Here is a 25,548-nt window from a genome sequence, read left to right as displayed (position 1 = left end):
AATGTAGGATGAGTGCCATGAGCCTTCGATTTGCCCTCCTCGGCGTGCTGGCCGAAGAGCCTTCGAGTGGATACGACCTGGTGCGACGGTTCAAGATCTCGCTGGGTCAGGTGTGGCCCGCCACCCAGAGCCAGATCTACACCGAGCTCACCAAGCTCGCCGATGCCGAACTGATCAAGGTGTCGGACGAGGGCGCGCGCGGGCGCAAGGAGTACAGCGTCACCGAGGCGGGGCTGGAACAGCTGCGGGAATGGCTCACCGACACCCGGCCGAAACGGCAGCCGCGCAACGAGATGCTGATGCGGGTGTTCTTCCTCGGGCAGATCGGCCGGGCGCAGGCGCGCGCGTACCTGACCGATGTCGAAGAGCTGTACGTGAACGCCGAGTCGGAACTACACGAGCTGGGCGCGAACGTCGATTGGGATGACAGCGATCTGTCGGTCTACGGCCGCATCGCGATGGAATGGGGCGAGCGGTTCGCCGCCATGAATCAGGAGTGGGCGCGGTGGGCGCTCGAGCAGATTCCCGAGCGCAACACCTGAGCGCCGCAACGTATTACGCGGTCGCCTCGCGGGCGATCTGCGCGGCCGCCTCCTGCTGAATCTGCTCGAACTGCCCGGCCATCGCCGCGGCGAGGGCCTGTGCCGCCGAGAGCGGGCGCACCATCACGGTGAAGTCGACGATCTTGCCGTTCTCGTCGTACTTCAGGAAATCGCAGCCGTTGATCTTCTTACCGTCCACGGTGGCCTCGAACAGCAGGGCGTGATCGCGGCCATTGGCATCGGCGATCTCGCGCACGTATTCGAAGTCCTCGAAGACGCGCAGCACGCCGCGCAAGATCGCCGCGGTCACGGGCTTGCCCGGATAGGGCTTGAAGGCCACCGGACTGGTGAACACCACATCATCAGCCAGCAGCGCCTCGATCGCCTGCTCATCACGGGCTTCCACGGCCTTGCGGAAGGAGTTCATCGCCACCTCTTATGCAACTCGTTGAATAGGTACCTCGGACGGTACCCGATTTCCGCGGCGGTGGCGATGGCCGGGCGCGGGGTTGATCGACATGCCGGGATGGCGTGTCAGCCGGGTTTGCGGCAGCGTCGGCCGGGTACCTTCGCGAAGATTGCCAAATATTCGCTGAATGCCTGTCGATGCACTGCCGAGGAGGTCGGATGAGCACGGTCATCGACGAGGCGCCCTTCACCGGCTTCCATAAACGGCTGGCCATCGCCTGTTCGGGCGGGCCACTGCTGGACGGGTACATCCTCAGCATCGTCGGCACCGCGCTCATCGGCATGACCGCCGAATTGGATCTGAGCACCGGGGATATCCAATTGATCGGCGCTGCCGCGCTGGTCGGGATGTTCGTCGGCGGCGCGCTTTTCGGGGTGCTGACCGACAAGATCGGCCGCGAGGTCATGTACACGGCCGATCTGGTGGTGATGGCGGCCTGTTCGATTCTGTCGTTCTGGGCCGAATCCACCTGGCTCATCGTGCTGCTGCGGTTCATTCTGGGCATGGCGGTGGCGGCGGACTATCCGATCGCCACCTCATTGCTGGGGGAGTGGCTGCCGGTCAAACAGCGCGGCAAACTGCTCGGCTTCCAGATCGTGGCCTGGTATCTGGGGTCGGTGATGGCGTACGTGACCGGCTATCTGCTGCTGACCTTCGCCGGGAACGGCAGTTGGCGTTGGCAATTGGCCAGCGGTGCGGTGCTGTGCGCGTTCTTCCTGATCGTCCGGCAGACCACCGCGCCGGAATCGCCGCGCTGGCTGGCACAGCACGGCAAATCCGATAAAGCCGCGGATATGGTCGAGAAGTACCTGCACGTGCGGGTGAATCCCGCCGAACTCATCGAGGCCGACAGCACCGATAAATCGCACGGCTCACTGCGGGAGCTGTTCTCCCCGCGCTATCGCAAGCGAATCGTGTTCTGCTGCGGCTTCTTCCTGTGTCAGGTGGCGGTGCTGTTCGCCATGCTGACCTTCGGCCCGCAGATCCTGTCCTCCTTCGGCATGCCCGAGGGCACCTGGATGGACACCCTCGGCACCGCCCTGATCAGCCTGGTCTTCCTGATCGGCTGTCTGCCCGCCATGCGCCTGATCGACACCGTCGGCCGCCGCCCCGTCATCGTCTGGTGCTTCGGCCTGATGATCCTGCCGGTGCTGTTCATCGGCGTCTGGCCCAGCATGCCCGCCCTGCTCGGCTTCCTCATGCTCTGCCTCTACGCCTTCTTCTGCGGTGGCCCGAACGTGCTGGACTGGACCTACCCGAATGAGCTGTTCCCCACCCACATTCGAGCCACCGCCGTAGGCGTCGCCACCTCGGTCAGCCGCATCGGCGCGGCCCTGGGCACCTACCTCCTACCCTGGTCCCTCGACCACCTCGGCATGGGCCCCACCTTCCTGGCCGCCGCGGCCCTGACCGCGGTCGGCTTCGGCATCTGCGTATGGGGCGCACCCGAGACCAAGGGCGTCTCGCTCGAATCCGCCGCCAACTCGGGCGAGATTCAGCGGGTGGCGTGAGGGGCTCCCATACCGGGATCGATGCGCACCGGGCCGGAAGCCGTTGGCGCGATGGGGAAATCGAAGATGGCGGTCGGAATGTAGACGGTGGCACAGGAATTGGGGATGTCGACGACGCCGGAGAAGCGGCCTTCGATGGGGGCCGCGCCGAGCAGCAGGTACGCCTGTTCGGGGGAGTAGCCGAATTTGGTGAGGTAGTCGATGGCGTGCAGGCAGGCGCGTTCGAAGGAGAGCTGGGAGTCGAGGTAGCGCTGTTCGCCGGACAGGGTGACCGAGGTGCCCGAGAAGGCAAGGTATTCGGTGTAATTGGGGCCCTCGTTGCCGGGCATGAAGATGGCGTTCTCGCTGACGCCGTAGAGCTCCATACCGTTCTTGATCAGATCCACGCGCAGATCGATGAAACCGCCCATCTCGATGGCGCCGCAGAAGGTGATCTCACCGTCGCCCTGGGAGAAGTGCAGATCGCCGACCGAGAGCTTCGCACCGTCCACGAAGACCGGATAGAAGACGCGGCTGCCCCGGGTGAGATTCTTGATGTCCTGATTGCCGCCGTTCTCGCGGGGCGGCGCGGTGCGCGCGGCTTCGGCTGCGGCACGGTCGAATTCACCGCCGGTGAGCGAACCCAGGATGGCGTCGCGCGGTTCGGGTGGCAGCGCCAGCGGCGGCACCCGCAGCGGATCGGTGGCGATCAGCGCGCCCTCGCGGGCATTCCACTTGGACAGCAGTGCCGCCGAGGGTGCGGTGCCCATCAGCCCCGGATGCATGATGCCGGTGAACTTCACCCCGGGCACATGCCGGGAGGTGGCGGTGTGACCGCTGAAATCCCAGATGGCCTTGTACGCGTCCGGGAAATGTTCGGTGAGGAAGCCGCCGCCGTTATCGGTCGGGAAGATGCCGGTGTATCCCCAGCCCTGACCGGCGAGCGGACCCGAATCCTCCTGCGGGATGGGGCCGATGTCGAGGATGTCGACGATCAGCAGATCGCCGGGTTGCGCACCCTCCACCGCGAACGGCCCGGACAGGCAGTGCACCGTGCTCAGCGGTGCGTTCAGCACATCCTCGGCGGAATCGTCATTGTGGATCGCGCCGTCGAACCATTCGCGCACGTGCACCCGGAACTCATCGCCCGGTTTGACCGTGACCGGGGCCGGGATATCGGGATGCCAGCGGTTGTGTCCGACGAACTGCTGTTCGGTGAACTTCTTGCGGGAATCCAGGGGGAACAACAACTCGGGCATGACGGGACTCCTTCGGTGTCAGGGACGGGGAAGCTTGCGGTGCAACGGATTCCGGGTGACCGGCGCGGACGAGCGCCCGGCCGGAGCGCCGACCACGGCGGGCTCGCTCGCGGTGCGCGCGGTGGCGTCGATGAGCCGGGCGGCGGCCGAGCCGGGCCGCACGAACGCGCCACCGCCCACCTGCCGGCGGCTGTCGCCCGCACACTCCGGGCAGTTCGCGACCTCGGGTACCGCGGCCATGCTGAAGCTGCGATCGAAGCTGCCGCAATCGCGGCAGCGGAACTCGTAGAGGGGCACGCTCACTCACCTCACTTAGTTTCAAATGAACCTATTCCGTACGGAGACGATACAAAGGCGTGCATGTCTCCGGGGCGAAACCGCGCGATGAACTTCGTATTACGACGAAAGACCTCCGTATCGCGCGAGTTAATTTTCATTCGGATTATCGCCATCTGAAAATATTGCACCTAGCGTCTTGTTTCGCCGCGACCCGCCAGCCCCTGTCGCGGCGTCTCAGCTAGGAGATCCGATGAGCAGCACCGCGCCCTCCGCGCAGTCAGATCCGCCCCAGACCCGCTGGTCCCGCTTCCAGTCCTGGGCGGCCAAGGACAATATCGAGGACTACTCACTGCGCTACGCGCCCAAGTCCTTTCGCAAGTGGAGCCCGATGGCGTGCTCCATCACCGCACTCGGCGGCATCGCCTATCTGGCCGACTATTCGATCGGCGCGTCCATCGCGGTGACGCACGGCGCGGCCAGCGCCGTGGTCGCCATCCTGGTCGCCGCGGTGACCATCTTCCTGACCGGCATCCCCATCGCGTACTACGCCGCCAAGTACAACCTGGACATGGACTTGCTCACCCGCGGAGCGGGTTTCGGCTACTTCGGCTCCACCCTGACCAGCCTGATCTACGCGAGTTTCTGTTTCATCTTCTTCGCGCTGGAGGGCGCGATCATGGCGCAGGCCATGAAACTGGCCTTCCACATCCCCCTGCCACTGGGCTATCTGATCGGATCGCTGATCATCATTCCCCTGGTGCTGTACGGCATGTCGGCGCTGGCCAAATTCCAGGTGTGGACCCAGCCGCTATGGCTGATCCTGTTCGCCGCGCCGCTGGTCATGATCGCCATCAGCGATCCGGACGGTTTCACCGGATTCCTGTCCTGGGCGGGTGACGGCGGCGGTCAGCGCGTCAGCGCCATCGCGGTGGGGGCCGGTGCGGGCGTTGCGCTTTCGCTCATCGCGCAGATCGGTGAACAGGTCGACTATCTGCGCTTCATGCCGGAGAAGTCCGAGACGCCGCCGCTGCGCTGGTGGGCGGCGGTGCTCGCGGCCGGTCCCGGCTGGGTGATCCTGGGCGCGGCCAAACAGCTGTGCGGCGCGTTCCTGGCGTTCTACGTGGCCGGGCAGGTCGGTTTCGCCCGCGCCACCGAACCGATCGAAATGTTCCTGGGCAGTTACGGTTCCATGATCCACAGCCATGCCGCGGCGCTCACCATCGCGACGGTCATGGTGCTGCTGTCGCAGGTGAAGATCAATGTCACCAATGCCTATTCGGGCTCGCTGTCCTGGTCCAATTTCTTCAGCCGGGTGCTGCACATCCATCCGGGCCGGGTGGTGTGGCTGGTGCTGCACATCGCCATCGCGCTCACCCTCATGCTGTCGAATATGTTCTCGGTGCTGAACACCATCCTCGGGTTCTACTCGAATGTGGCCATCGCCTGGGTGGGGGCGATCGTCGCGGATCTGGTGATCAACAAGGGGCTGTTGAAGATCAGCCCGCCGTACATCGAGTTCAAGCGCGCCTACCTGTACCCGATCAATCCGGTCGGATTCGGTTCCATGCTGGCCGGTTCGGCGGTGTCGATCGTGGCCTACTTCGGGGCATTCGGTGAATTCCTGAAGGCGTGGTCGCCGTATCTCGCGCTGACCATCGCGCTGGTGCTCACACCGCTGATCGCGCTGGCGACGGGCGGCAAATACTATCTGGCGCGGCCCAATCCGCTGCGCGAGGAGATCGAGAAGGAACCGCTGTGGGCGGGCCAGACACTACTGGACGTGGTCGACGGCAAACGCTACGAACTCCCGGATATGGTGCACGACTGCCCCTTCCACGGCGGGCCCATCTCCTCGCTCACCTGCACGCTGACCAAGAACTGCCATGAGCAGTGTCAATCCGCCACCTATCAGGACACCACGGACGCGGACCGGCTCGGTCTGGCGCAGCCCACCGCGGTGAGCTGATCGGCGCTGTCGGTTCAGCCCTCGAGTTCGGCCAGCACGCTGAACTCGAGGGCGTCGGCGTCGGCCAGGAAGACCGGCTGGGTGGTGTGCGCGCCGCGCACCCGCACCTCACCGCGCGGTCCGCCGTAACTGACCTGTGCCGCATGCCTTTCGATCAGATGCGGGTCCAGACTGCGGGCGGTCTCGGCGAGCGAGGCGAACAACAGCATGCCCTCGTAACAGGATTCGCCGATATTGTTCAGCGCCGGTGCGTAACTGCCGAAGCGGCGCACATAGCGACTGCCGAAATCCATCCCCTCCGGGGTGATGACGCTTTCGAAATAGCCTGACGCGGTGTGCAATCCGCGAGTGCTGTCCGGTCCGCCCGCGTACAGCACGTCCTCGCCGATCATCATGGACAGTCGCAGTCGCCCGTCGTCCAGTCCGGCGCGGGCGAACGCGCGATTGAAGGCGGCGCAGTCCGAACCGACCATGAACAGCAGCACACCCTGTGCGGGGGAGTGGCGAATCAGTTCCAGGGCGCGCCCGAAACGGCGGCTGCCCAGCGGAACATAGGCTTCGCCGACGATGGAGATATCCGTCCCGGCGGTGAATTCCTTTGTCGCCCGCGCGGTTTCACGCGGCCACACGTAGTCGTTGCCGATCACGCACCAGCGCCGGATGCCGAACTCCGCGCGCAGCCAGCGCAGTGCCGGGAACAGCTGCTGATCGGGTGTCTCGCCGACCATGTACACACCGTCGGAATCCTCGCCACCCTCGTAGAAGGTGGTGTACACGTAGGGAACTCGGCCCGCCGTGCGCGGTGTGATGACCTTGCGCGCATTGGACAGATGCCAGCCGACCACACCGTCGATGGCCCCGCTGTCCACCATGCGGCCGATCCGCTCGGCCAATTGCGGCAGCGGCGCACCGGAATCCACCGCGTGCAGGCGCACCGGGCGATCCAGAATTCCGCCCATGGCATTGATGTCGTCGACGGCCAATGTGGCGCACGCCTCCGAGGACGGCCCGAACATGCCCGCCGGGCCACTGAGCGGAATAACCAGCGCGATATCGACCGTCGAGCGGTTATCGCGAGAAGTGAAGTGGCCCATGGAAATCTCCACCGTATATTTCCATTTGAATCTTTACCATACGGCGTTGTATATAGTGCTGGAGTGGACAATAGCACTGCGCCCGCCGCACTGGAGGAGTTGGCGCGACTGGTGCGCCTGGCCGCACAGGAATTGGATCGCGCCATCGCGGCCTGTATCGGTGAGAACTCGGTCGGCCGCTGGCATGTGCTGGCCGCGGTCGCCGACGGTGAAGGCCGTTCCATGTCGCAGCTCGCCGAGGCCACCCTGCTCACCGGGGCCAGCCTGACCAGGCTCATCGACGCCATGATCAACGACAATCTGGTGCACCGCCGGGTCGACGACACCGACCGCCGCCGCGTACTGGTCTTCCCCACCCGGCGCGGTCTGGTCAGCTACCAGGTCATGACAACCGCCATCGCGGACAGCGGCCTGGATCTGCTCGCCTCCGGCAGCCCGCGCCTGCCCAAGGCGCTGACCAGCCTGATCGGGCATATTCGCGAGGCCGAGTCCGCGCACGCCTGACCTTTTCACGGTCACGGGCATGACAGTTGTCATGCCGGGGTCGTGATGGTTGGCAGATCTGCCGGGGTCCGAATCTCCGTAGCGTCATTTCCCGTAGCGCACAGTCGAAGCCACAGGGGAGCAACGTTATGACCGCCATCGACACCACCACGACCACCGCACCGAACTCGGCCCAGGGCCCGGCCATGCGACGCATGCTCGCCCCGATCGCCCGGGATATCGCGATTCCGATGGCGGCCTACTTCCTGCTGCACTGGCTGGGGTACTCCGATTTCGTCGCGCTGCTGGGCGGTGCGGTGGCCTCGGCGGCGACCGTGCTCATTCCGGCCGTCAAGGCGCGCAAGCTGGATCCCATCGCCGTCATCGTGCTCATCGGCTTCGTCGTCGGCCTGGTCGGCTCGCTGATCAGTGGCGACCCGCGGATCATGATCGTCCGCGATTCCTTCGGTACCGCCGCCATCGGCCTGGCGTTCCTGGTCAGCGCACTGATCGGCAAGCCGCTCACCTATGCCGCGGTGCGCAAGGCGCTGGCCGGAGCGCCGGAGAAGCTGGCCGCGGTGGAGCACGCCTTCGAGACCAACCCGACCGCCCGGCGCACCCACATCAACATCGCCCTGCTGTGGGGCGCGGGACTTTTCGGCGAGGCCGCGGTGCGCGTCGTGCTCGCCTACCAGCTGCCGATCAGCACCATGGTGTGGCTGTCCACCGTGCTCATGGTCTCGGTCATCACCGTGCTCATGGTGATCACCGCCCGCACCATCAAGACGATGCGCAAGGCCATCGCGCAGACTGCATGATCGCACCGATTTCGGAAGGCCCGGTCCCATGGACCGGGCCTTCGTTCTTGTCCGGGTCGCCCCGGCGGATTCGGGTTAGGCTCCGAAGAAGTGGCACGGAGGAGTGAATACGACAATGCTGTCGACAGGACCGATAACCCAGATCGCCTGGGTCGTCACGGATGTGGCGCGGAGCGAGGAGTTCCTGGGCGCGACGCTCGGCGCGGGCAAGTGGACGCGCATGCCGGATATCCACTTCGGCCCGGACACCTGCGTCTACCGGGGTGAGCCCGCGGATTTCACCGCGCACATCTCCCTCGCCTACAACGGGGATATGCAGTACGAGCTGATCCAGCCCGTCCGCGGCGCGTCCATCTACACCGAATTCCTGGAGCGCGGCGGACCGGGCCTGCATCACGTCTGCGCCGAACCCGCCGATTTCGACGCCGCGCTGAAAGACGCCGCGGCACAGGGCATCGACGTGCTGCAGCAGGGCACCATGGGCGGCGAGATGCGCTTCGCCTACCTCGACGGCGCGGACGCCGGGGTGCCCTATATCGAACTCGCCGAGGTGGGGGCGAATATGCGGAAGTTCTTCGAACAGATCAAGAAGGGTGCGCTGTGAGCACGAGAGCGCCGGAAGTCGTCGCGGTGGAATCGGTGACCGAGTGGACCGCCGAATATGACGTGGTGGTAGCCGGATTCGGCATTGCCGGCGGCTGCGCCGCGGTCGAGGCCGCCACGCGCGGTGCGCGGGTGCTGATCCTGGAACGCGCCGCCGTGGCCGGCGGCACCACCGCGCTCGCCGGTGGGCACTTCTACCTCGGCGGCGGCACCGCGGTGCAAAAAGCCACCGGACAACAGGATTCGGCCGAGGAGATGTACAAGTACCTGCTCTCGGTGGCGCGCGAACCGGAACCGGAGAAGATCCGCGCCTACTGCGACGGCAGCATCGAGCATTTCGACTGGCTCGAGGGGCTCGGCTTCCAATTCGAGCGCAGCTACTACCCGGAGAAGGCGGTCATCCAGCCCGGCACCCAGGGGCTGATGTACACCGGCAACGAGAAGGTGTGGCCGTACCGCGATCAGGCCGTACCCGCACCGCGCGGACATAAGGTACCGGTGCCCGGTGATACCCAGGGCGCGGCCATGGTGATCGAACTGCTGGTGAAGCGGGCGGCGGCGCTGGGCGTGGAGGTCTGGTACGAGACCGGGGTGACCGATCTGGTCGCCGACGCCGAGGGCGGCATTGTCGGCGTGCGCTGGCGGCGGCCCGGCGAAACCGGTGCGGTGAAGGCGAATTCGGTGGTCCTGGCCACCGGCGGCTTCGTCATGAACGCGGAGATGGTCGCCGAGAACGTGCCGTGGCTGGCCGAGAAGCCGTTCGTGCTCGGCACCACCTATGACGACGGGACCGGTCTGCGCCTGGGCCTGGCGGCGGGCGGCACCGCCCGGAATATGGATCAGGCGTTCGTGACCGCGCCGGTGTACCCGCCATCGATCCTGCTCACCGGACTGGTAGTGAACAAGGAGGGCAAGCGCTTCGTCGCCGAGGACTCCTACCATTCGCGCACCTCCGCGTTCGTGCTCGAACAGCCCGGCGCGGCAGCGTATTTGATCGTCGACTCCGAACATATGGAACGCCCGATGTTCCCGCTCGCCCCGTTCATCGACGGCTGGGAGACCGTCGAGGAAATGGCCGAGGCGCTCGGAATCCCTTATGCGGCACTGCAAGCCACCCTCGACCGGTACAACGAGCATGCCGCGCGCGGCGAGGATCCGGATTTCCACAAGTACCCGGATTGGCTCGCCCCGCAGGACAAAGGCCCGTGGGCGGCATTCGACCTGACCCTGGGCAAGGCCCTGTACGCGGGCTTCACCCTGGGCGGGTTGCACACCTCCGTAGACGGAGAAGTGCTGCACGAGAACGGATCACCCATTCCCGGCCTGTACGCGGCGGGCGCGACCGCGGCGACCCTGGCCCAAGACGGCAAGGGGTACTCCAGCGGCACCCAGCTCGGCGCGGGATCGTTCTTCGGCCGCCGCGCCGGGGCTCACGCGGCCAATCGCTCCAGCTGACGCAGTAGTTCGGAGGCGGTGAGCGCGTCCAGTTCGCCGAACTCACCGCCTTCGCACAGCACCGAGACGATGAGCTGTTCCTCGGCCTCGTAGCTGTAGCCGCCGTGAATGCCCGGACTCACATTGACCACGACCTGCCGGTTCACCCCGAACCGGTGGGACAGCGTGGAATACCCCAGCTCCCAGCCGCGCTGGCGCAGGCCGTACAGCTTGCCGGTCGGCACCTTGCGATCGACGAAACGCGGCAATTCCTTCGCGGCAGCCTCCTCCGGGGTGAACCGGTACACCGGCCGCTCCAGCTGTTCGAACGGTTGCAGCAGTTCGTAATCGGTGAACACCTCCCGCCAGCGCGTCAGATCATCGCCGAGGTGCAGCGGATGCGCGATGCCGACCAGCGCGTCCGCCGGTAGTTCGAGGCGTTCGTCCTCGATATCGGCCAGGGTGCCGTCCTGATCGACCCGGAACGATCCGCTCACCGTGCCGTCGGCGGCGAAGATCGCCCACACCAGCCGCCGCGCCAGCTGACCCAGCACCGGATGCTCGATGATCATGGCGCGCTGCGCGGGCGCGCGCCAGCGGCGGCCGTCCACCATGGCGGCCTCGAAACGCCGCAGCTGATCGGTGGTGACCGTTTTGAGCTCCTTCGCGAAATCGCGGAAGGATTGATAGGCCACCGGAGCCAGCTCGGGATCATCGGCCGCGGCGGGTTTGGGCATGCTGCGCAGGGATCGGCCCCCGGCCGAAATGCTCGGCCGCAGTTCATGATCCAGGCCGACCTCGAACTCGCGCGGTCCGTAGTTCAATCGCAGCGTGCTGTCCGCGGACAGGCCCAGATGCGGGACGACCCGATCGGCCAGCTCCTCCTCACCCAGGCCGAGCCGTTCGGCGATGGCCGCCACCTGCTTCTCGGCCTCGGTGCGCAGGCTGTCGTATTTGGTCTTCCCGGCAATGGAATGCAGGTGCATGAGCGCGATCTCACCGCCGATGGCGGCCAGCACCCGCAGTCCCTCCACCGCCCGCGCACTGCCGGACTTACCCGGCCAGGCAGTGATATACGGGACCAGGCGGCGCGCGGTGTCGTCATTGCCGGTGAGCGCGAGCGCGTGCAGCACCCAGCCGTTCTTGGCCGGATAGGCCGCCAACTGCCAGGCATCGAAGATGGCCCAGGTGAATTCGGCCAGCGCGGCCGGTTCCACGGCCGCGATCACCTCGGCGACCCCGGGGTGATCGTCATCGACGCCGGACGCGATCAGCATCGTAATGAACCGTGCGGCAGCGATATCCGGCAACGCGGTATCGGTCTCGCGCAGTCGGAGCTGCGGTAGGAGAGTGGGCACCAGCCATTTCGGCGGTTTCGGAGCCTTCCTGGGCGGTGCGCCGGTGAGCGCGGGCGGCAGCGCGGCGGTATCGGCGTCGGGCAGCCGCTTGGTGATCTCGAGCAGCGGAAGTGCTTGCGCCACAGCGTATTCGGCGATCAGATCCGGATGCGCCGCCGCGTGCAATCGCAATGTCCGGACCACCAGCGGGGTGGCCAGTTCGGCGGCCTGACGGGACAGCAGCCGCATGGCCCGGCGCGGATACCGGGCAGAAGCCTTGTCCAGCGCGGCGGCCACATGCTTGTTGTCGATCCGATTCAGCAGCGCCTGATAGGCGGCATCGGTCGGCACCTGGGACAGCATGCCGGACAGTGTTTTGATATCCGCGGTCCAATTATTGCCCGCCGCCCAGTCGAACTGTTGCAGGATCATCGGCACCGCGGCGGGTCCGACCTGGGTCAGCATGCTGAACTTCTGCGAGTCCGGGCTGTACACCGGTGGGCCGGTGACCTCCAGGAAGCGGTCGAGCTGGGCTTCGGTGGTCAGGCAGGAGGACAGCATGGTGCGCGCCCGGCTGCGCGGATTCCGGCCATCGGCCGCGAGATCGGTATCCAGCCACTCCTGCTGATCGGGAACCAGATAGGTGCACGCCAGCCGCGCCCACACCGTGCCGGGATCCTCGCGAAGTTCCGAAAGGCGTTGCACCACAGCCTGATACTCGTCGTCCGGGACGCTCGCGAGATGCGCCCGCAGACTCTGCGCCAGATAGTCGAAACCGATCAGATTGGGATCATCGGGCGCGGCGAGCTCCAGCACCGCGGCCAGCCAGCCCTCGCTGGACCGTCGGCGATCCACCACGATGCCGCGACTCCACACCACGGTCTCGGCCGCGAAGACCGGTCCGTGCCGCTGAATCCAGCTGTCCAGGAAGTGATCTCGCATCTCGATGCGCTCGGACTCGCGATGCCGCAGGTTGTAATCCGCCAGCGCCCACACCACCGCCGCCGCCAACGGTGTGATCGGGGCATCCGGCGCTTGGATGTACCCCGTGGCCGCCGCCACGGCCGCGCCGAATTCGCCCTCCGGCGGCACCTCCAGCCAGGACCGGACTCGCGGGCTGTACCGCCCCAGCAGCGCGGCCAGTCGCCCCGTCGCATCGGCCGGGATCTCCCGGGCCCCCACCGTGTTCCGCCCCCGGAACGGTTCCGCCTTCGCCCGCCACTGCGCGGGAACGGACCATTCGTCCTCTGTCGTCATAACACCCTCTCCACCGCGCTGTCCCGGCCCGGCACCCGGCACCGATCTTGCCGCGCACCACCGACAACTCCGGCCGCGCACCACCGGCAACCTCGATATGGCGGGACGATCGGCCCGGTGAAAGTGTCGGCTGAGCACGGTAGTCTGCCCTTCGACGCTTCGCCCGGGGCGGGCGCATGATCATGAAACGGGGGATTCATGGCTCGTGCAGGAAGATTCGTGGCCGGTACGGGCGGGAACCGAATCGGCCGGCGAGCCGCGATAGTCGCGATGATCGCCGTGGTCGTCGCGGGCTGCGCCGGATCCGGGAGCTCGGGGGACGAGTTCCGCTGGCTGGAGGAGCTGGATTCGCCCCGGGTGCAGTCCTGGGTCGCGTCCGAGAACGCCAAGACACTCGGGGTGCTGGAGAAGGATCCGCGATACGCGGACAATCTCGCACAGGCCAAGGCCCTCGCCAATGCCCCGGATCGGCTCCCCGCGCCCGAGTTCCGGGACGGCGCCATCGGCAATTTCTGGCAGGACGGTGACCATCAGCGCGGAATCTGGCGCGAGACCACCCTCGCCGATTACGAAGCGCCGCAACCGCAGTGGAAGACCGTGCTCGATCTGGACGCGCTGGCCGCCGCCGAGGGGCGCAATTGGGTGTGGGAGGGCATGACCTGCGCACCCAATCGGGGTACGCGCTGCCTGGTGAGTCTGTCCGAAGGCGGTGAGGACGCGGTCACGGTGCGCGAATTCGACCGCAGCACCGGGCAATTCGTGCCGAACGGGTTCAGCCTCGAGCGCGGTAAGCAGTACGTCGCGTGGGCGGACGATGACACGCTGCTGATCTCGCGGGAATGGCAGCCGGGGGAGAAGACCGCCTCGAGCTATCCGTACATCGTCAAGAGCTGGCAGCGCGGGCAGCCGCTGGATCAGGCCGCCGAGGTGCTGCGCGGTGATCCCGCCGACGGGCTCGGCACCGCACCGCAGGTGCTGGACGGCGGCGACGGGCATCGGGTCAGCATGGTGGTGCGCCGCCCCTCGTTCTTCGAGGCGCAGTTCAACCTGCTCGTGAACGGCAAACCCGTGCGCCTGGCGCTGCCGCCGAAATCCGAGGTGGCGGGCATGGTCGGCACTCGGGTGCTGGTCCAGCTGAAGGACGACTGGACCACGGGCGGTGCGACATTCCAGTCCGGTTCGCTCATCTCCCTCGACGCCGATGAGATGGCGCGGCATCCGGACGATCTACGGGCCAAGGTGGTGTACATCCCCGGTCCGCAGGAGGCGTTCCAGTCGGTCATGACCACGCGCGGGCACGCGGTGGTGACCTCGCTGTACGACGTGAAGGGCCGTGCCACCGTCTACGCCCCGCAACCGGACGGCTCGTGGACGAGCGCCCCGGTGCCCCTGCCCGATAACGCGACCGTCTATGGCGTGGACGCGGATTCGCGCGGTGAGACCGCCTACCTCTCGGTCACCTCACTGCTCACACCCGCCACGCTGTGGAGTCTCGATGCCGCGAGCGGCCGCCTGGCTCCGGTGAAATCCGCACCGGCGCGGTTCGATTCGTCCCGCTTCGTGGTGGAGCAGCTGAAGGCCGATTCCGCGGACGGCACCAAGGTGCCGTACTTCATCGTGCACGCGGCCGATATGAAATACGACGGCAGCACCCCGACCATCGTGTACGCCTACGGCGGGTTCGGGCTGTCATCCACGCCCGGCTACAACGGGCTGCTGGGCAAATCCTGGCTGGAGAAGGGCGGGGCGTACGTCATCGCCAATATTCGCGGCGGCGGCGAATACGGTCCGGCCTGGCATGAGGCGGCACTGAAGACCAAGCGGCAGAAGGCTTTCGATGATTTCGCCGCGGTGGCGGACGATCTCATAGCCCGGAATATCAGCACGCCACGGCATCTCGGGATTCAGGGCGGGTCGAATGGCGGACTGCTCATGGGCGTGGAGTTCACCCAGCATCCGGAACTGTGGAGCGCGGTGGACATTCAGATACCGCTGCTGGATATGGAGCGGTACGAGCAGATCGCGGCGGGCGCGTCCTGGGTGGGCGAGTACGGGTCCATGTCGGTCCCCGAGGAGCGTGCCTTCCTCGAATCCATCTCGCCCTACGCGCGATTGAAGTCCGGGGTGAAGTATCCGGAGCCGTTCGTCTGGACGACCAGCAAGGACGACCGCGTCGGACCGCAGCACGCCCGTAAATTCGCCGCCCGGCTAGCCGCGCTGGGTGACCCGTATTTCTTCTACGAGGCCACCCAGGGCGGACACGGCGCGGGCGCGAACAATGACGAGAAGGCGCACACCAGCGCCCTCGAGTACACCTACTTCATGCGGCAGTTGATGTAGGGGCCCGCATGCGGATCTAGGGCTCATCCCGGATGATCAGCGAAACCGCAATGGGGACAAGCATGTCCACCAGTTCGCTGACCGGCGGGCGCGGATCGGACAGCAGCCATTCGTGCGCCAGGCCGTTGACCGCGCCGATCAGGGCGCTGCCCGCCATCTCCGGATTGCCGCGAATGCGGGCCCCCGGTCCGGCGAGCGGTTCCAGCGCGCGGCGGATGACCAGCGTCCAGGCGTGCCTGCGGGCGCGGCGGTGCTCCTCCATGGCCTGACTGACCCCGACCACCTCCACGAAGGCGACCTTGGCCCGATGCGGGTCCGAGCCGACCGAACCGAGAAAGGCGGAGAGCACCAGGGTGACGGTGTCGATCGGATCCGGATCCGGCCCGAGCGTGGCCAGGGCCGCGGCGAGCGCGGCCGTGGCCTCGTCCTGAATCTGGTCGTACGCCGCGACGAGGACATCCTCGCGGGTGGTGAACTCCTCGTAGAACTGCCTTTTGGAGAGTCCGGCGGCGGCGCAGACGTCGGCCAGGGAACAGTTGGCATAGCCGCGCTCGCCGAAGATCTGGATGGCGGCATCGAGAAACCGCTGCCGCCGTTCGGCTTTGCGCTCGGTGACGGCGCGCCCGCCGTACTGCCTGCCCGCGATGGTCACTGCCCGGCTCCGGTTGTCACTGCCTGCCCTGGGGTTGTCACTGCCCGCCTTCGATTGTCGTCGTTCGCGGTGGTCCGCACCAAAGGTAACGGTGCCACGCCGGTTCTTCAGCGACGGGGACGCAAACCGTCCAACATGTGGGTCACGGTCTCTTCAAATAGGCCGTCGGCATCCTCGGCGGCCACGAAACCCGAGCCGACGAATGTGGCGAGCCCCTGCAGTGCGGCCATGGCCGACAGGCAGATTCGCCGTGGATCGCCCGCCACCACCTCACCGCGCTCCTGCCCGTCGGTGATCATGGCGAACGGCATGGCCAGGGCCTGCGCCACCGCGGCCTGGATTGCCGGGGTCTGCCGCTGCTTGCGCGCGAACATCACGGCCAGCAGTTCCGGATTGTCGATGGCGAAGCGCAGATATTCGCGCGCCACCGCGGTGATCCGCTCCAGCAGCGTGCCGCCGTCCGCGGCCTGCTCGAACGAGGCCCCGAGCCGTTCGAATCCGGCGACCGCGAGCGCGTCGAGCAGCGCCTGCTTATCCCGGAAATGCCTGCTCGGCGCGGCATGACTGACCCCGGTATCGCGGGCCAGCTGCCGTAGCGACAGACCGTCGACCCCGGAACGGCGCAGCAGCGACTCGGCGCGGCGCAGAAGTTCGGCCCGCAGGTCGCCGTGGTGATAGGAGCGCGAACTGGCTATGGACATGGTGCTTGCAGGATATAGGACACATCGGTGGATGTTGGCATTGACTACTTTGTTGTCAGTGCCTACATTTGGCGAAGACTTTCAGAGCGTGTACGTATCGAATGGAGTGAGCCAGTGCCGAAAGATCCCGCGCCCTCGGCGATTCCGGCCGCCACCAAGCCCGGTGTGCCGCTGCGCGGCTGGATCGCGCCCGTCTTCGTGATCACGCTGCTCGCCGCACTGCTGGGCACCATGTACCTCGGGTACACCTCGGACCCGGAGAAGAACCTGCACGATTTCCCGATCGCGCTGGTCAACCAGGACGACGGCGACATTCTCGACGGCAAGCCGGTCAATGTCGGCGATCAGATCGCCGAGGCCCTCATCGCCCAGATCCCGGCCGACAAGATCGACCTGCACGTGGTCGGCATCAGCGAATCACAGCGACTGCTGGCCGACGGCAAGGTCTACGGCGAGATCGTCATCCCCAGCGATTTCAGCAAGCGGCTGAGCATTCTGGCCACCGCCTCGGTGGTGCCCGGCGATGTGGAGCGCCCGGTGATCACCGTGCACACCAATCCGCGCGCCAGCACCTACGCCTCCTCGATCGTGCAGCGCATCACCGATAAGGCCATGGCGCAGGTCAATTCGACCGTCGGCACCCAGCTCACCGAGCAGGTCAGGGCGAAACTCGCACCCGCGCCGGGCGCGGCCCCGACCGAATTGAGCGGTGCCGCGCGACTGCAATTGGCCAAACCCATCGATGTGGTGGTGAGCCCTTACCACCCGCTGCCCGAGGGCACCGGTCAGGGTTTGTCGGCCTTCTTCTACACCCTGATCCTGCTGTTCGTCGGCTTCAGCGGGGCCATGATCATTCACGCCATGGTCGACAATGTGCTCGGCTACGTGCCCGCCGAATACGGCCCGTGGTACCGGCATATCGCACCCGTGGCCATCTCGCGCTGGCGCACACTGCTGGTGAAATGGGCCATGGCCGCGGTGACCGCGCCGATCGCCTCGGGCGTGTTCCTGGGCATCGCCGAACTGCTGGATATGCCTATCGAGCACGCGTTCTCACTGTTCCTGTACGGCACGCTCGCCATCACCGCCGTCGCGGTGACCGGGCTGTCGGTGCTGGCCGCGTTCGGCACCGCGGGCCTGCTCATCAATATGATCGTGTTCGTGGTGCTGGGCCTGCCGTCCTCCTCGGGCAGCATCCCCGTCGAGGCGACCCCGCGCTATATCGCCTTCCTGGCGAATTTCGAACCCATGCACCAGATCTACCTGGCCGTGCGGTCGCTGCTGTTCTTCGACGGGCATCTGTCGGCGGGCCTGGGCACCGGCCTGTGGATGACGATCTTCGGACTGCTGCTGGGCGTACTGCTCGGCGCGGTCGCCACCCACACCTATGACCTGCGGGGTCTGTACCGACTCGGCGTGTCGCACCGGCCCGCCGAAGCGGTGCTGGTGGAGTAACCCGTATGCAGATCCGGGTTACCGAGAACGGCCCGTACCGCGTCACCGGCGGCGTACCCCTGAGCAAGCAGACCATTGTTCCCGATGCCCGGGGCGATTCGCGGGAGTGGCGCGAGGGCGATCCGGTCGCCACACCCGGCGAGAACTACAGCCTGTGCCGCTGCGGGCATTCGGCGAAGAAGCCGTTCTGCGACGGCACACACGCCAAGATCGGCTTCGACGGCACCGAAATGGCCTCGCGCGCACCGTATCTGGCGCAGGCCACCGAACAGGACGGGCCGGAGGTGACGCTCACCGACGCGCAGTCGCTGTGCGCGTTCGCCCGCTTCTGCGATGCCGACGGCCAGGTCTGGAACCTGGTCGAACAGCCCGGCGACGAGGCCGCGGCGGCCACCAAACGCGAATCCGCGGACTGCCCGTCCGGCCGCCTGATCGCCTGGAATCTCGCCGAGCGCACCGCCTACGAACCCGACCTGCCCAAATCCATTGGCCTGGTGGAAGATCCGGCCAAAGAGGTGAGCGGGCCCTACTGGGTGCGCGGCGGCATCCAGGTCACCGCCGCCGACGGCACCGATTACGAGATCCGTAACCGCGTCACACTCTGCCGCTGCGGTGAATCCCGCAACAAACCCTTCTGCGACGGCACGCACGCCGCCATCGGCTTCACCGACGCCCCCGGCGACGACCGATCGCACTGACCCGTTGCCCCGGCGTGACCTGGGCTGGATCCACTCGGTAGACGGATACTCATGCCACTGTGGGACTTTCGGCCCTTTTCGTTGCGGGACTGTGACGGGACCATGGGCGCAGGGCACCGAATTACTCCTCGCGGAACGATGAGTGTGGGGCGGTTCGAGGGATGGGTACACAGTTCGATCAGCTGACCGGGCAGTTCCTGCGGGCGGTTCGCGACGCCGGCGGCGGGCTGGCGGCGGTCTGCGACGCCTGCGTGCGGGTGCTGCCGGTGCGCCGCGCCGCCATCGTGCTGCACGAGATCGACGCCGGTATGCAACCCTGGTGCGCCAGTGACGATTTCGCCGATCAGGTGGAACGGGCGCAGGCCACGGTGGGGGAGGGACCCGCGGTATCGGCGTCGGCGCACGGCACACCGGTGACGATCGCGGACTTCACCTCCGTCTATGAGCGCTGGCCCGGCTTCGCCGAAGCCCTTGCGGGCGTGGCGGTCTCCGGTTCGCTGTTCGCGGTGCCGCTGCGATTGGGGCCGCTGCCGCTCGGCGCGATGGATCTGTACCGCGACACCGCCGGCAGGCCCGGTCCGCGCCTGCTCGCGGCGGCCCTGCACATCGCGGATCTGGTGACCGCGAGCCTGGTACTCGCCTCCGGGGACGAGGCCCGGCAGTGGGCACAACCGCTGTCCAGCAGATGGATTCACCAGGCGGCGGCCATGACCAGCGGAGAACTCGGCATCGATATCGCCGACGCCTACGCCCGATTGCGCGGCTACGCCTTCATCAACAGCCTGTCCCTGGTCGAGGTCGCACACCGCGTCGTGGAACGCGAACTCCGCATAGAACCGGTGTGAGCGCCCGGGCTCGGTCAGTGCGCCGAGGTGGCGGTGAACCCGCGCGGGACCAGCACCACGGTCAGCACCGCGACCGCCCCGACCAGTCCCGCGGAAATCCACGAGGTGGTGGTCAGCGCGGAATCATAAGCGTGCTGGGCGATTTCGAGCACCTGCGCCCCGGTCGCCCCGCCCACCTGATCCGCGACATACGCCGCACCGCCGACCGAACCGCGCGCGGTATCGAGCTGCTCCCCGGACAGCGGCAGATTCGTCATATGCGAGACGAACAACCGGCCGTGAATACTGCCGAGCAATGCCACACCCAATCCGATGCCGAGCTCGTAATTGGTCTCCTCCACCGCGCCCGCCATCCCCGCCCGCTCCGGCGGCACCGCCGAGACCAGCACCGCCGCGGCCGTGGTGATCGCCACCCCGTCGCCGATGCCCAGACACACCAGAATCAACGCGACCAGCGGATAGGTAGTGGTCGGAATGGCCGCCAGCACAATGAAACCCACGGCCAGCGCGCCCAGGCCGAAGCCCATCAGGAATCGCACCCCGACCCGTCGCAGCAGCCACGGCGCGGACAGCGAGCCCAGCAGCGTCGCGATCGCCGCGGGCACCGTGCGCAATCCGGCCTCGGACGGTGTGTAGCCGTGAATGTATTGCAGCCACAACGAGATCAGGAACAGCGCCGCACCGATGGCGAGCATGGCCAGCAGCGTCGCCAGCGCGGCGGCGGTGAACGCGCGATTGCGGAACAGCCGCACATCCAGCAGTGGATCGGGCGAGCGCAACTGGCGATACGCGAACAGTCCGAGCAGCAGCACCGACGCCACCAGGATCACCAGATCGAGCGCCGCCGGATTGCCCTTGGCCACATGCTTGATACCCCACGCCAGCGCCACGATGCCCAGCACCGACAGCAGCGCGCTGAGCCAATCCAGGCTGCCGATCTGCGGTGCGCGATATTCGGGCAGCAACCAGATCGCCGCGGTCACCGTCACCACGACCACCGGCACATTCAGCCAGAACGCGGCCGACCAACCGAACGCCTCCACCAGATGCCCGCCCACCAGCGGGCCGATGGCCGCGCCCGCCCCCGCGACCGATGCCCAGATGCCGATGGCCTGGGTGCGCTCATGATCATCGGTGAAGATATTGCGGATCAGCGAAAGCGTGGACGGCATCACCATGGCCCCGCCGACACCGAGCAGCGCGCGCCCGGCGATGAGCTGCGCGGGCGAATGCGCCATCGCCGCGATCACCGAGGCCACGCCGAAGAGTACGAAACCCGCTATGAACAAACGCTTGCGGCCGTAGCGGTCGCCGATCGCACCGCAGGTGATGAGCAGACCGCCGAGCACCAGGCCGTAGAGGTCGACGATCCACAGCTGTTCCATCGGACTGGGATCCATATGGTCGATCAGGGACGGCAGCGCCACATTCAGAATCGTGGCGTCCATGGCCACCAGCAGCAGACTGCAGCACAGCACCGCGAGCATCGCCCAGCGCCCGGGCGCGGCGGGATGCTCATGATCCGGTCCAGCCTGCGACAGCTGTCGCGGCGGAATGCGGCCCACGGTCCCGCCTCCTCGTATCGAGTGCCCGGAGAACTAGCCAGCAACGCTCTGGCTAGCACCCTAGCCCCGGTCCGGGGAGGCGGTCGTGACCTACTTGTTCAGTGTTTCGCCCGTCTCGGCCTTCTGCTTGGCGAGCAGGTCGCGGATCTCGGTGAGCAGCTCCAGCTCGGTCGGATCGGCCTTGACCGCGGTCGGCTTGGACAGCCGGGCCTGCAGATGCTTCATCGGCAGAATCAGCACGAAGTACAGCACCGCGGCCACGGTCACGAAGTTGATCGCGGCGCTGATGATCGGGCCCAGCGCCACGAACGTGGACGGCTTGCTCGCCAGAATCTGGAAGCCCAGACCGAATTCGCTATTACCGCCGGCGGTCGCCAGCAGCGGCTCGATCAGCCCCTTGGTCACCGAGGTGACGATGGCGGTGAACGCGGTTCCCATGACAACCGCGACCGCGAGGTCGAGCACGTTGCCCCTCATCAGGAAGTCTTTGAAACCCTTGAGCATGATGCAGGAATATCCAATCCGAGACGAATTCGTAATCTTCTGTCTCGAAGTCTAAGGGCAGGCCGCACGGCATTTCGGACAAGGCGCTGACGTTTTTGACAGTCGTCACATGGTGAGCGGTATGTGATCTGATCAGCCGCCGCGCTCGGCCTTGAAGGTGCGCACCAGCGCCCAGCACATGGCGAGCATGACGACGCTGAACGGCAGCGCGATCAGGATCGCCACGGTCTGCAGGGTGGTGAGCGCGGCGGTGCCGGTACCGCTGGCCACCAGCAGCGCGATGGCCACCGCACCCTGCATCGCGGTCCAGAATGCCCGACTCCATTTGGGCGGCTCCGGATTTCCGCCCGAGGACAACATATTCACCACCAGCGCACCGGAATCCGCCGAAGTGATGAAGAACAGCACGATCACCAGCATCGCCAGTCCGGCGGTGAGGCTGCCGCCCGGCAAGGTATCGAGCATGGCGAACAGCGCGCTATCGCGATCCGGCCCATCCGGCCCGATAAGTCCACCGCCGCCGAGCATTTCGCGATGCAGACCCGCCCCGCCGAATACCGCGAACCATACGAAGGTCAGCAGCGTCGGCACCAGCAGCACCCCGGCCACGAATTCGCGCACCGTGCGCCCGCGCGAGATCCGGGCGATGAACACACCGACGAACGGGGCCCAGGAAATCCACCAGCCCCAGTAGAAGACCGTCCACCGCTGCGTCCACGCGGTGCCGTCGGCCCCCTCGGTGGCTCCGGTGTAGAGGCTGATCTTCGGCAATTGCTGGATGTACGTGCCGATGTTCTGCACCAGATCATTGACGATGAACAGCGTCGGACCCGCCACCAGCACATACAGCAGCAGTAATCCGGCCACCCCCATATTCGCCTGCGAGAGCAGCTTGATGCCCTTGTCCACCCCGGTCACCACCGAGATGGTGGCCAGCGCGGTGACCCCGATGATCAGCACCACCTGCAAGCCCTTACCCGGGTCATGCAGCCAGCCTTCGTAATTCAGGCCCGCCGAGATCTGCAGGATGCCCAGTCCGAGCGAGGTGGCCACGCCGAACACCGTGCCGATCACCGCCACGATATCGATGACATCACCGCGCCAGCCCCGAATGCGATCGCCCACAAGCGATTCCAGCGACCAGCGAATCGACACCGGCCGTCCCTTGCGATGGATCGAATACGCGATGGCCAAGCCCACCACCACGTAGATGGCCCACGGATGAATCCCCCAGTGCAGGAACGTCTGCACCATGGCGGCATCGGCGCGCTGCGCCGAGGTCGACCCGACTCCGGGCCTCGGCTCGTCATAATGGAACAGCGGTTCGGCCACACCCCAGAACACCAGGCCGATACCCATCCCGGCCGCGAACAGCATGGAAAGCCAAGCGCCCATGGAGTATTCGGCCTTCTCGCCGTCCTCGCCGAGATTGATATCGCCGAATCGCCCGAGCCCGAGCCAGATGGCGAACACCACGAACAGTGTCACGATGACGATGTAGTACCAGCCGAAACTGCCGATCACATTGTCCTGGATCGCTTTCGCCTGCCGTGCCGCCAGATCGCGAAAGATAATGGCGTACAGGGTGAATGCCGTCACCACGATGGCCGAGGGCCAGAACACCCTCGGCGCGACCGCCACTCGGTGATGGATCGGAGCCGGATCGGACGAGGGTTTGCTCGGTGCGCTCACGTGGCTGGCTCCCTGTCGAGGTGGTGCGACGGTCCGAACTCCGATGTGCGACAACCCCGATGCCGAGCGCGGCGGCTCGGCATCGGGGTTGCGGATACTACTTGCCGACCTTGTTCTTCACGGCTTCGACGATCTCGTTGACCGCCGCCATCACGTCCTGGGCGGCGTGTTCCAGATTGGCGCGCACCTGTTCCAGGGTGCCCTGCATATCGTCGGTGTTTATCTTGTCGGCGAATGCCTTCGCCATATCGGCGAGGTCGGCGGCGGCGCTGCTGGCCCGGTCCGCGAGTTCGGCGGCCGCACCGCTCGCGCGCTCGGCGAGCTGTCCGGCGGCCGTCTGTGCCTTATCGGCGAATTCCCCGGCGCTGCCGCCGATATCACCGGCCACCTTTTCGGCGGAATCGCCGATATTGTCATTCGTCGGCATATTCGGTGCCCCTACTTCGCGCCGCCGCCGAGGCGTTCCTTCATTTTGTCGACGAATCCGCCGACCTTCTCCTTGACGTCATCGGTCGCGTGCTTGAGGCGGTCTTCCATATGTTCGGCCATGCCCTCGGCCTTGTCCGCGGCGTCCTTGGCTGCGTCCTTGGCCTTATCGGTCGCGTCATTGACGTTGTCGTTGAAAGAAGACATCGAAACCTCCTCCGTGTGGTCGCACCCGGGTCGGGCGCGCATCCAGGACAGTCCGACGAGCAGTTCCGCAATTACAGCGATCTTTCAGCAACCGAGCATAGTGCCATTTCAGCCGATTGGACCCAGTACCCGCTCGATATACGCGTTGGTGAAACGCCCCTGCGGGTCGAAACGCTCGCGCACCTCGGCGAATTGCTCCCAGTGCGGGTAGCGCTCGCTCAGCGTCTCGGCGGTCTGGAAGTGCCGCTTACCCCAGTGTGGGCGGCCGTTGTAGCGATCGAACACCGCCTCGCAGGCCCGGAAATACGGCTCGTACTCCATGCCCGTGTACTGATGCACCGCGATATAGCAGGTCTCGCGGCCGCCCGCGGGGGACAGGAAGGCGTCATCGGGCGCGACCCAGCGCACCTCGATCGGCATTGCCGTATCGAAATGGCTTGCCACCTCTTTGATCTCGCGGATCGCGTCGGCGGAGTGCTCGCGCGGGATGGCGTACTCCATCTCGGTGAAGCGGAACAGCCGCGGACTGGCGAAGACCTTGTACGACCGCTCCACCTGCCGCCGATAGCTGCCCGCATAGGCCGCGGCCCGCTGCACGTACGGAATCAGCCGGGGCTGGGCGCGGGTGAGCTTGCACAGCGCGTCGAAGGTGTAGTTGGTGACCAGGATGTCCGAGAACCAGTCCATCGCCTTACCGCGCGGCTGTTCGGGCAGGTCCACGGTGTTATTGGCCTTGGTCATGGCCAGCGGCGAATGCGCGAACATGTAGAACTCGAAATGCTCGTTGCCGTCCACGAAGGTGTCCAGATCGGCGAGCACATCCTCCACCGGCACCGGCCGCTCCACGCCCTCGAGCACGAACGACGGCACCATCTGCAGGGTGACGGCGGTGACCACGCCGAGCGCGCCCACATTCACCCGCGCGGCGCGCCAGCCGTCCGGATCGGTCTGCTCATTGAGTTCGACGCGGCTGCCATCGGCCAGCATGAGCTCGACCGATTGCAGTGCGGCCGAGAGGTTCTGCAATTTGGCCCCGGTGCCGTGGGTGCCGGTGGCGGTCGCGCCCGCCACGGACTGCACATCGATATCGCCGAGATTGGGGAAGGCCAGGCCCATGGGGTGCAGGGCGTTGCTGGCGGCGTTGAGCGTGATGCCCGCTTCGGCGCGCACCAGCCCGTTCGCGCGGTCCACCGAGAGGATCTTGTCGAGCTTGTTCAGGCGCAGCATGGTGCCGTCGGTGAGCACGGTCTCGGTGAAGGAATGCCCCGATCCGGCGACGCGCACGGTATGCCCGTCCGCCTCCGCGCGGGCCAGCACGGCGGCGACTTCTTCGGGCGTGCCCGGCTCGGCGATAACCGCCGGAGTACAGCTCTGATCCCCGGCCCAGTTCGCCCACGAGTTGGTCATGCGACCAACTTTAAACCGCCGGTGT

At 66.3% G+C, this 25,548-nt stretch carries 24 protein-coding genes; 11 read left to right on the top strand and 13 right to left on the bottom strand.

The window, feature by feature from the left end; translation table 11 throughout:
* Positions 1-17: 17 nt before the first annotated feature.
* A complete protein-coding gene (locus ACFC4D_RS38955; protein ID WP_376071046.1) occupies positions 18-542 on the top strand; it encodes a PadR family transcriptional regulator in 525 nt (174 codons plus the stop codon).
* Between the two features lie 13 nt (positions 543-555).
* On the opposite strand, the gene ACFC4D_RS38950 is transcribed toward ACFC4D_RS38955, so the two are convergent.
* Positions 556-969 carry a nuclear transport factor 2 family protein gene (locus ACFC4D_RS38950; protein ID WP_364639048.1) on the bottom strand — a complete coding sequence of 138 codons (414 nt, stop codon included), beginning with the start codon at positions 967-969 and terminating at the stop codon, positions 556-558.
* Positions 970-1,169: 200 nt separating this feature from the next.
* Here ACFC4D_RS38950 and ACFC4D_RS38945 point away from each other — a divergent pair, with 200 nt between their 5' ends.
* Positions 1,170-2,522 (top strand): MFS transporter, encoded by a 1,353-nt coding sequence (locus ACFC4D_RS38945; protein WP_376071044.1) that lies wholly within the window; start codon positions 1,170-1,172, stop codon positions 2,520-2,522.
* On the opposite strand, the gene fmdA is transcribed toward ACFC4D_RS38945, so the two are convergent.
* Both fmdA and ACFC4D_RS38935 read right to left on the bottom strand, forming a co-directional pair.
* Entirely contained in the window at positions 2,507-3,760 is a 1,254-nt protein-coding gene (fmdA, locus tag ACFC4D_RS38940; protein WP_364639042.1) for a formamidase, read from the bottom strand. The genes ACFC4D_RS38945 and fmdA overlap by 16 nt on opposite strands.
* An 18-nt stretch (positions 3,761-3,778) precedes the next feature.
* The gene (locus ACFC4D_RS38935) at positions 3,779-4,057 is read right to left on the bottom strand and encodes an FmdB family zinc ribbon protein (protein WP_375966263.1); all 279 of its coding nucleotides are present in this window, start codon (positions 4,055-4,057) and stop codon (positions 3,779-3,781) included.
* 232 nt (positions 4,058-4,289) lie between these two features.
* On the opposite strand from ACFC4D_RS38935, the gene ACFC4D_RS38930 reads away from it, so the two are divergent.
* Complete coding sequence (locus tag ACFC4D_RS38930) at positions 4,290-6,005, top strand: purine-cytosine permease family protein (RefSeq protein WP_376071041.1); 1,716 nt, start codon at positions 4,290-4,292, stop codon at positions 6,003-6,005.
* A 14-nt stretch (positions 6,006-6,019) separates the two neighbouring features.
* Here the strand turns inward: ACFC4D_RS38930 and ACFC4D_RS38925 are convergent, their stop codons facing one another.
* Entirely contained in the window at positions 6,020-7,099 is a 1,080-nt protein-coding gene (locus ACFC4D_RS38925; RefSeq protein ID WP_376071038.1) for a substrate-binding domain-containing protein, read from the bottom strand.
* Positions 7,100-7,162: 63 nt separating this feature from the next.
* Here ACFC4D_RS38925 and ACFC4D_RS38920 point away from each other — a divergent pair, with 63 nt between their 5' ends.
* The 4 genes from ACFC4D_RS38920 to ACFC4D_RS38905 all read left to right on the top strand — a co-directional run bounded on the left by ACFC4D_RS38920 (position 7,163) and on the right by ACFC4D_RS38905 (position 10,458).
* Positions 7,163-7,603 carry a MarR family winged helix-turn-helix transcriptional regulator gene (locus ACFC4D_RS38920; protein WP_375966271.1) on the top strand — a complete coding sequence of 147 codons (441 nt, stop codon included), beginning with the start codon at positions 7,163-7,165 and terminating at the stop codon, positions 7,601-7,603.
* 128 nt (positions 7,604-7,731) lie between these two features.
* Entirely contained in the window at positions 7,732-8,400 is a 669-nt protein-coding gene (locus tag ACFC4D_RS38915) for a VC0807 family protein (protein ID WP_375966273.1), read from the top strand.
* 115 nt (positions 8,401-8,515) lie between these two features.
* Positions 8,516-9,004, top strand: a complete 489-nt coding sequence (locus ACFC4D_RS38910) for a VOC family protein (protein ID WP_376071035.1) — start codon at positions 8,516-8,518, stop codon at positions 9,002-9,004.
* Complete coding sequence (locus tag ACFC4D_RS38905; protein ID WP_376071033.1) at positions 9,001-10,458, top strand: FAD-binding protein; 1,458 nt, start codon at positions 9,001-9,003, stop codon at positions 10,456-10,458. The genes ACFC4D_RS38910 and ACFC4D_RS38905 overlap by 4 nt, the downstream gene beginning before the upstream one ends.
* Here ACFC4D_RS38905 and ACFC4D_RS38900 read toward each other — a convergent pair.
* A complete protein-coding gene (locus tag ACFC4D_RS38900) occupies positions 10,434-13,031 on the bottom strand; it encodes a DUF4132 domain-containing protein (protein ID WP_376071030.1) in 2,598 nt (865 codons plus the stop codon). The two genes, ACFC4D_RS38905 and ACFC4D_RS38900, sit on opposite strands and share 25 nt — an antisense overlap.
* A gap of 219 nt (positions 13,032-13,250) precedes the next feature.
* On the opposite strand from ACFC4D_RS38900, the gene ACFC4D_RS38895 reads away from it, so the two are divergent.
* Complete coding sequence (locus ACFC4D_RS38895; protein WP_376071028.1) at positions 13,251-15,371, top strand: prolyl oligopeptidase family protein; 2,121 nt, start codon at positions 13,251-13,253, stop codon at positions 15,369-15,371.
* A 16-nt stretch (positions 15,372-15,387) separates the two neighbouring features.
* Here the strand turns inward: ACFC4D_RS38895 and ACFC4D_RS38890 are convergent, their stop codons facing one another.
* Both ACFC4D_RS38890 and ACFC4D_RS38885 read right to left on the bottom strand, forming a co-directional pair.
* Positions 15,388-16,023, bottom strand: coding sequence for a TetR/AcrR family transcriptional regulator (locus ACFC4D_RS38890; RefSeq protein WP_364639013.1), 636 nt, complete (start codon positions 16,021-16,023; stop codon positions 15,388-15,390).
* Between the two features lie 107 nt (positions 16,024-16,130).
* On the bottom strand, positions 16,131-16,724 hold the full coding sequence (locus ACFC4D_RS38885; protein WP_375966288.1) for a TetR/AcrR family transcriptional regulator: 594 nt from the start codon (positions 16,722-16,724) through the stop codon (positions 16,131-16,133).
* 114 nt (positions 16,725-16,838) lie between these two features.
* Here ACFC4D_RS38885 and ACFC4D_RS38880 point away from each other — a divergent pair, with 114 nt between their 5' ends.
* The 3 genes from ACFC4D_RS38880 to ACFC4D_RS38870 all read left to right on the top strand — a co-directional run bounded on the left by ACFC4D_RS38880 (position 16,839) and on the right by ACFC4D_RS38870 (position 19,722).
* Positions 16,839-18,179, top strand: a complete 1,341-nt coding sequence (locus ACFC4D_RS38880) for a DUF3533 domain-containing protein (RefSeq protein ID WP_376071025.1) — start codon at positions 16,839-16,841, stop codon at positions 18,177-18,179.
* 5 nt (positions 18,180-18,184) lie between these two features.
* Complete coding sequence (locus tag ACFC4D_RS38875) at positions 18,185-18,877, top strand: CDGSH iron-sulfur domain-containing protein (RefSeq protein WP_376071022.1); 693 nt, start codon at positions 18,185-18,187, stop codon at positions 18,875-18,877.
* A gap of 161 nt (positions 18,878-19,038) precedes the next feature.
* Entirely contained in the window at positions 19,039-19,722 is a 684-nt protein-coding gene (locus tag ACFC4D_RS38870) for a GAF and ANTAR domain-containing protein (protein WP_376071019.1), read from the top strand.
* A 14-nt stretch (positions 19,723-19,736) separates the two neighbouring features.
* Here the strand turns inward: ACFC4D_RS38870 and ACFC4D_RS38865 are convergent, their stop codons facing one another.
* From ACFC4D_RS38865 to ACFC4D_RS38840, 6 genes are all read right to left on the bottom strand, one after another.
* On the bottom strand, positions 19,737-21,287 hold the full coding sequence (locus tag ACFC4D_RS38865) for an MFS transporter (RefSeq protein WP_376071016.1): 1,551 nt from the start codon (positions 21,285-21,287) through the stop codon (positions 19,737-19,739).
* Between the two features lie 90 nt (positions 21,288-21,377).
* Entirely contained in the window at positions 21,378-21,791 is a 414-nt protein-coding gene (mscL, locus tag ACFC4D_RS38860; RefSeq protein WP_375966302.1) for a large conductance mechanosensitive channel protein MscL, read from the bottom strand.
* Positions 21,792-21,923: 132 nt separating this feature from the next.
* A complete protein-coding gene (locus ACFC4D_RS38855; protein ID WP_376071013.1) occupies positions 21,924-23,483 on the bottom strand; it encodes a BCCT family transporter in 1,560 nt (519 codons plus the stop codon).
* Positions 23,484-23,580: 97 nt separating this feature from the next.
* Positions 23,581-23,910 (bottom strand): hypothetical protein, encoded by a 330-nt coding sequence (locus ACFC4D_RS38850; RefSeq protein ID WP_376071011.1) that lies wholly within the window; start codon positions 23,908-23,910, stop codon positions 23,581-23,583.
* An 11-nt stretch (positions 23,911-23,921) separates the two neighbouring features.
* Positions 23,922-24,116, bottom strand: a complete 195-nt coding sequence (locus ACFC4D_RS38845; RefSeq protein WP_364638988.1) for a hypothetical protein — start codon at positions 24,114-24,116, stop codon at positions 23,922-23,924.
* Between the two features lie 108 nt (positions 24,117-24,224).
* The gene (locus ACFC4D_RS38840; protein WP_376071008.1) at positions 24,225-25,523 is read right to left on the bottom strand and encodes a D-arabinono-1,4-lactone oxidase; all 1,299 of its coding nucleotides are present in this window, start codon (positions 25,521-25,523) and stop codon (positions 24,225-24,227) included.
* Positions 25,524-25,548 lie beyond the last annotated feature (25 nt).

The sequence above is a fragment of the Nocardia sp. NPDC056000 genome (assembly GCF_042269265.1).
Classification (GTDB): Bacteria; Actinomycetota; Actinomycetes; order Mycobacteriales; family Mycobacteriaceae; genus Nocardia.
The sequence above is the reverse complement of the archived record's forward strand: the minus strand, read 5'-3'. Positions and strand labels throughout refer to the sequence as shown.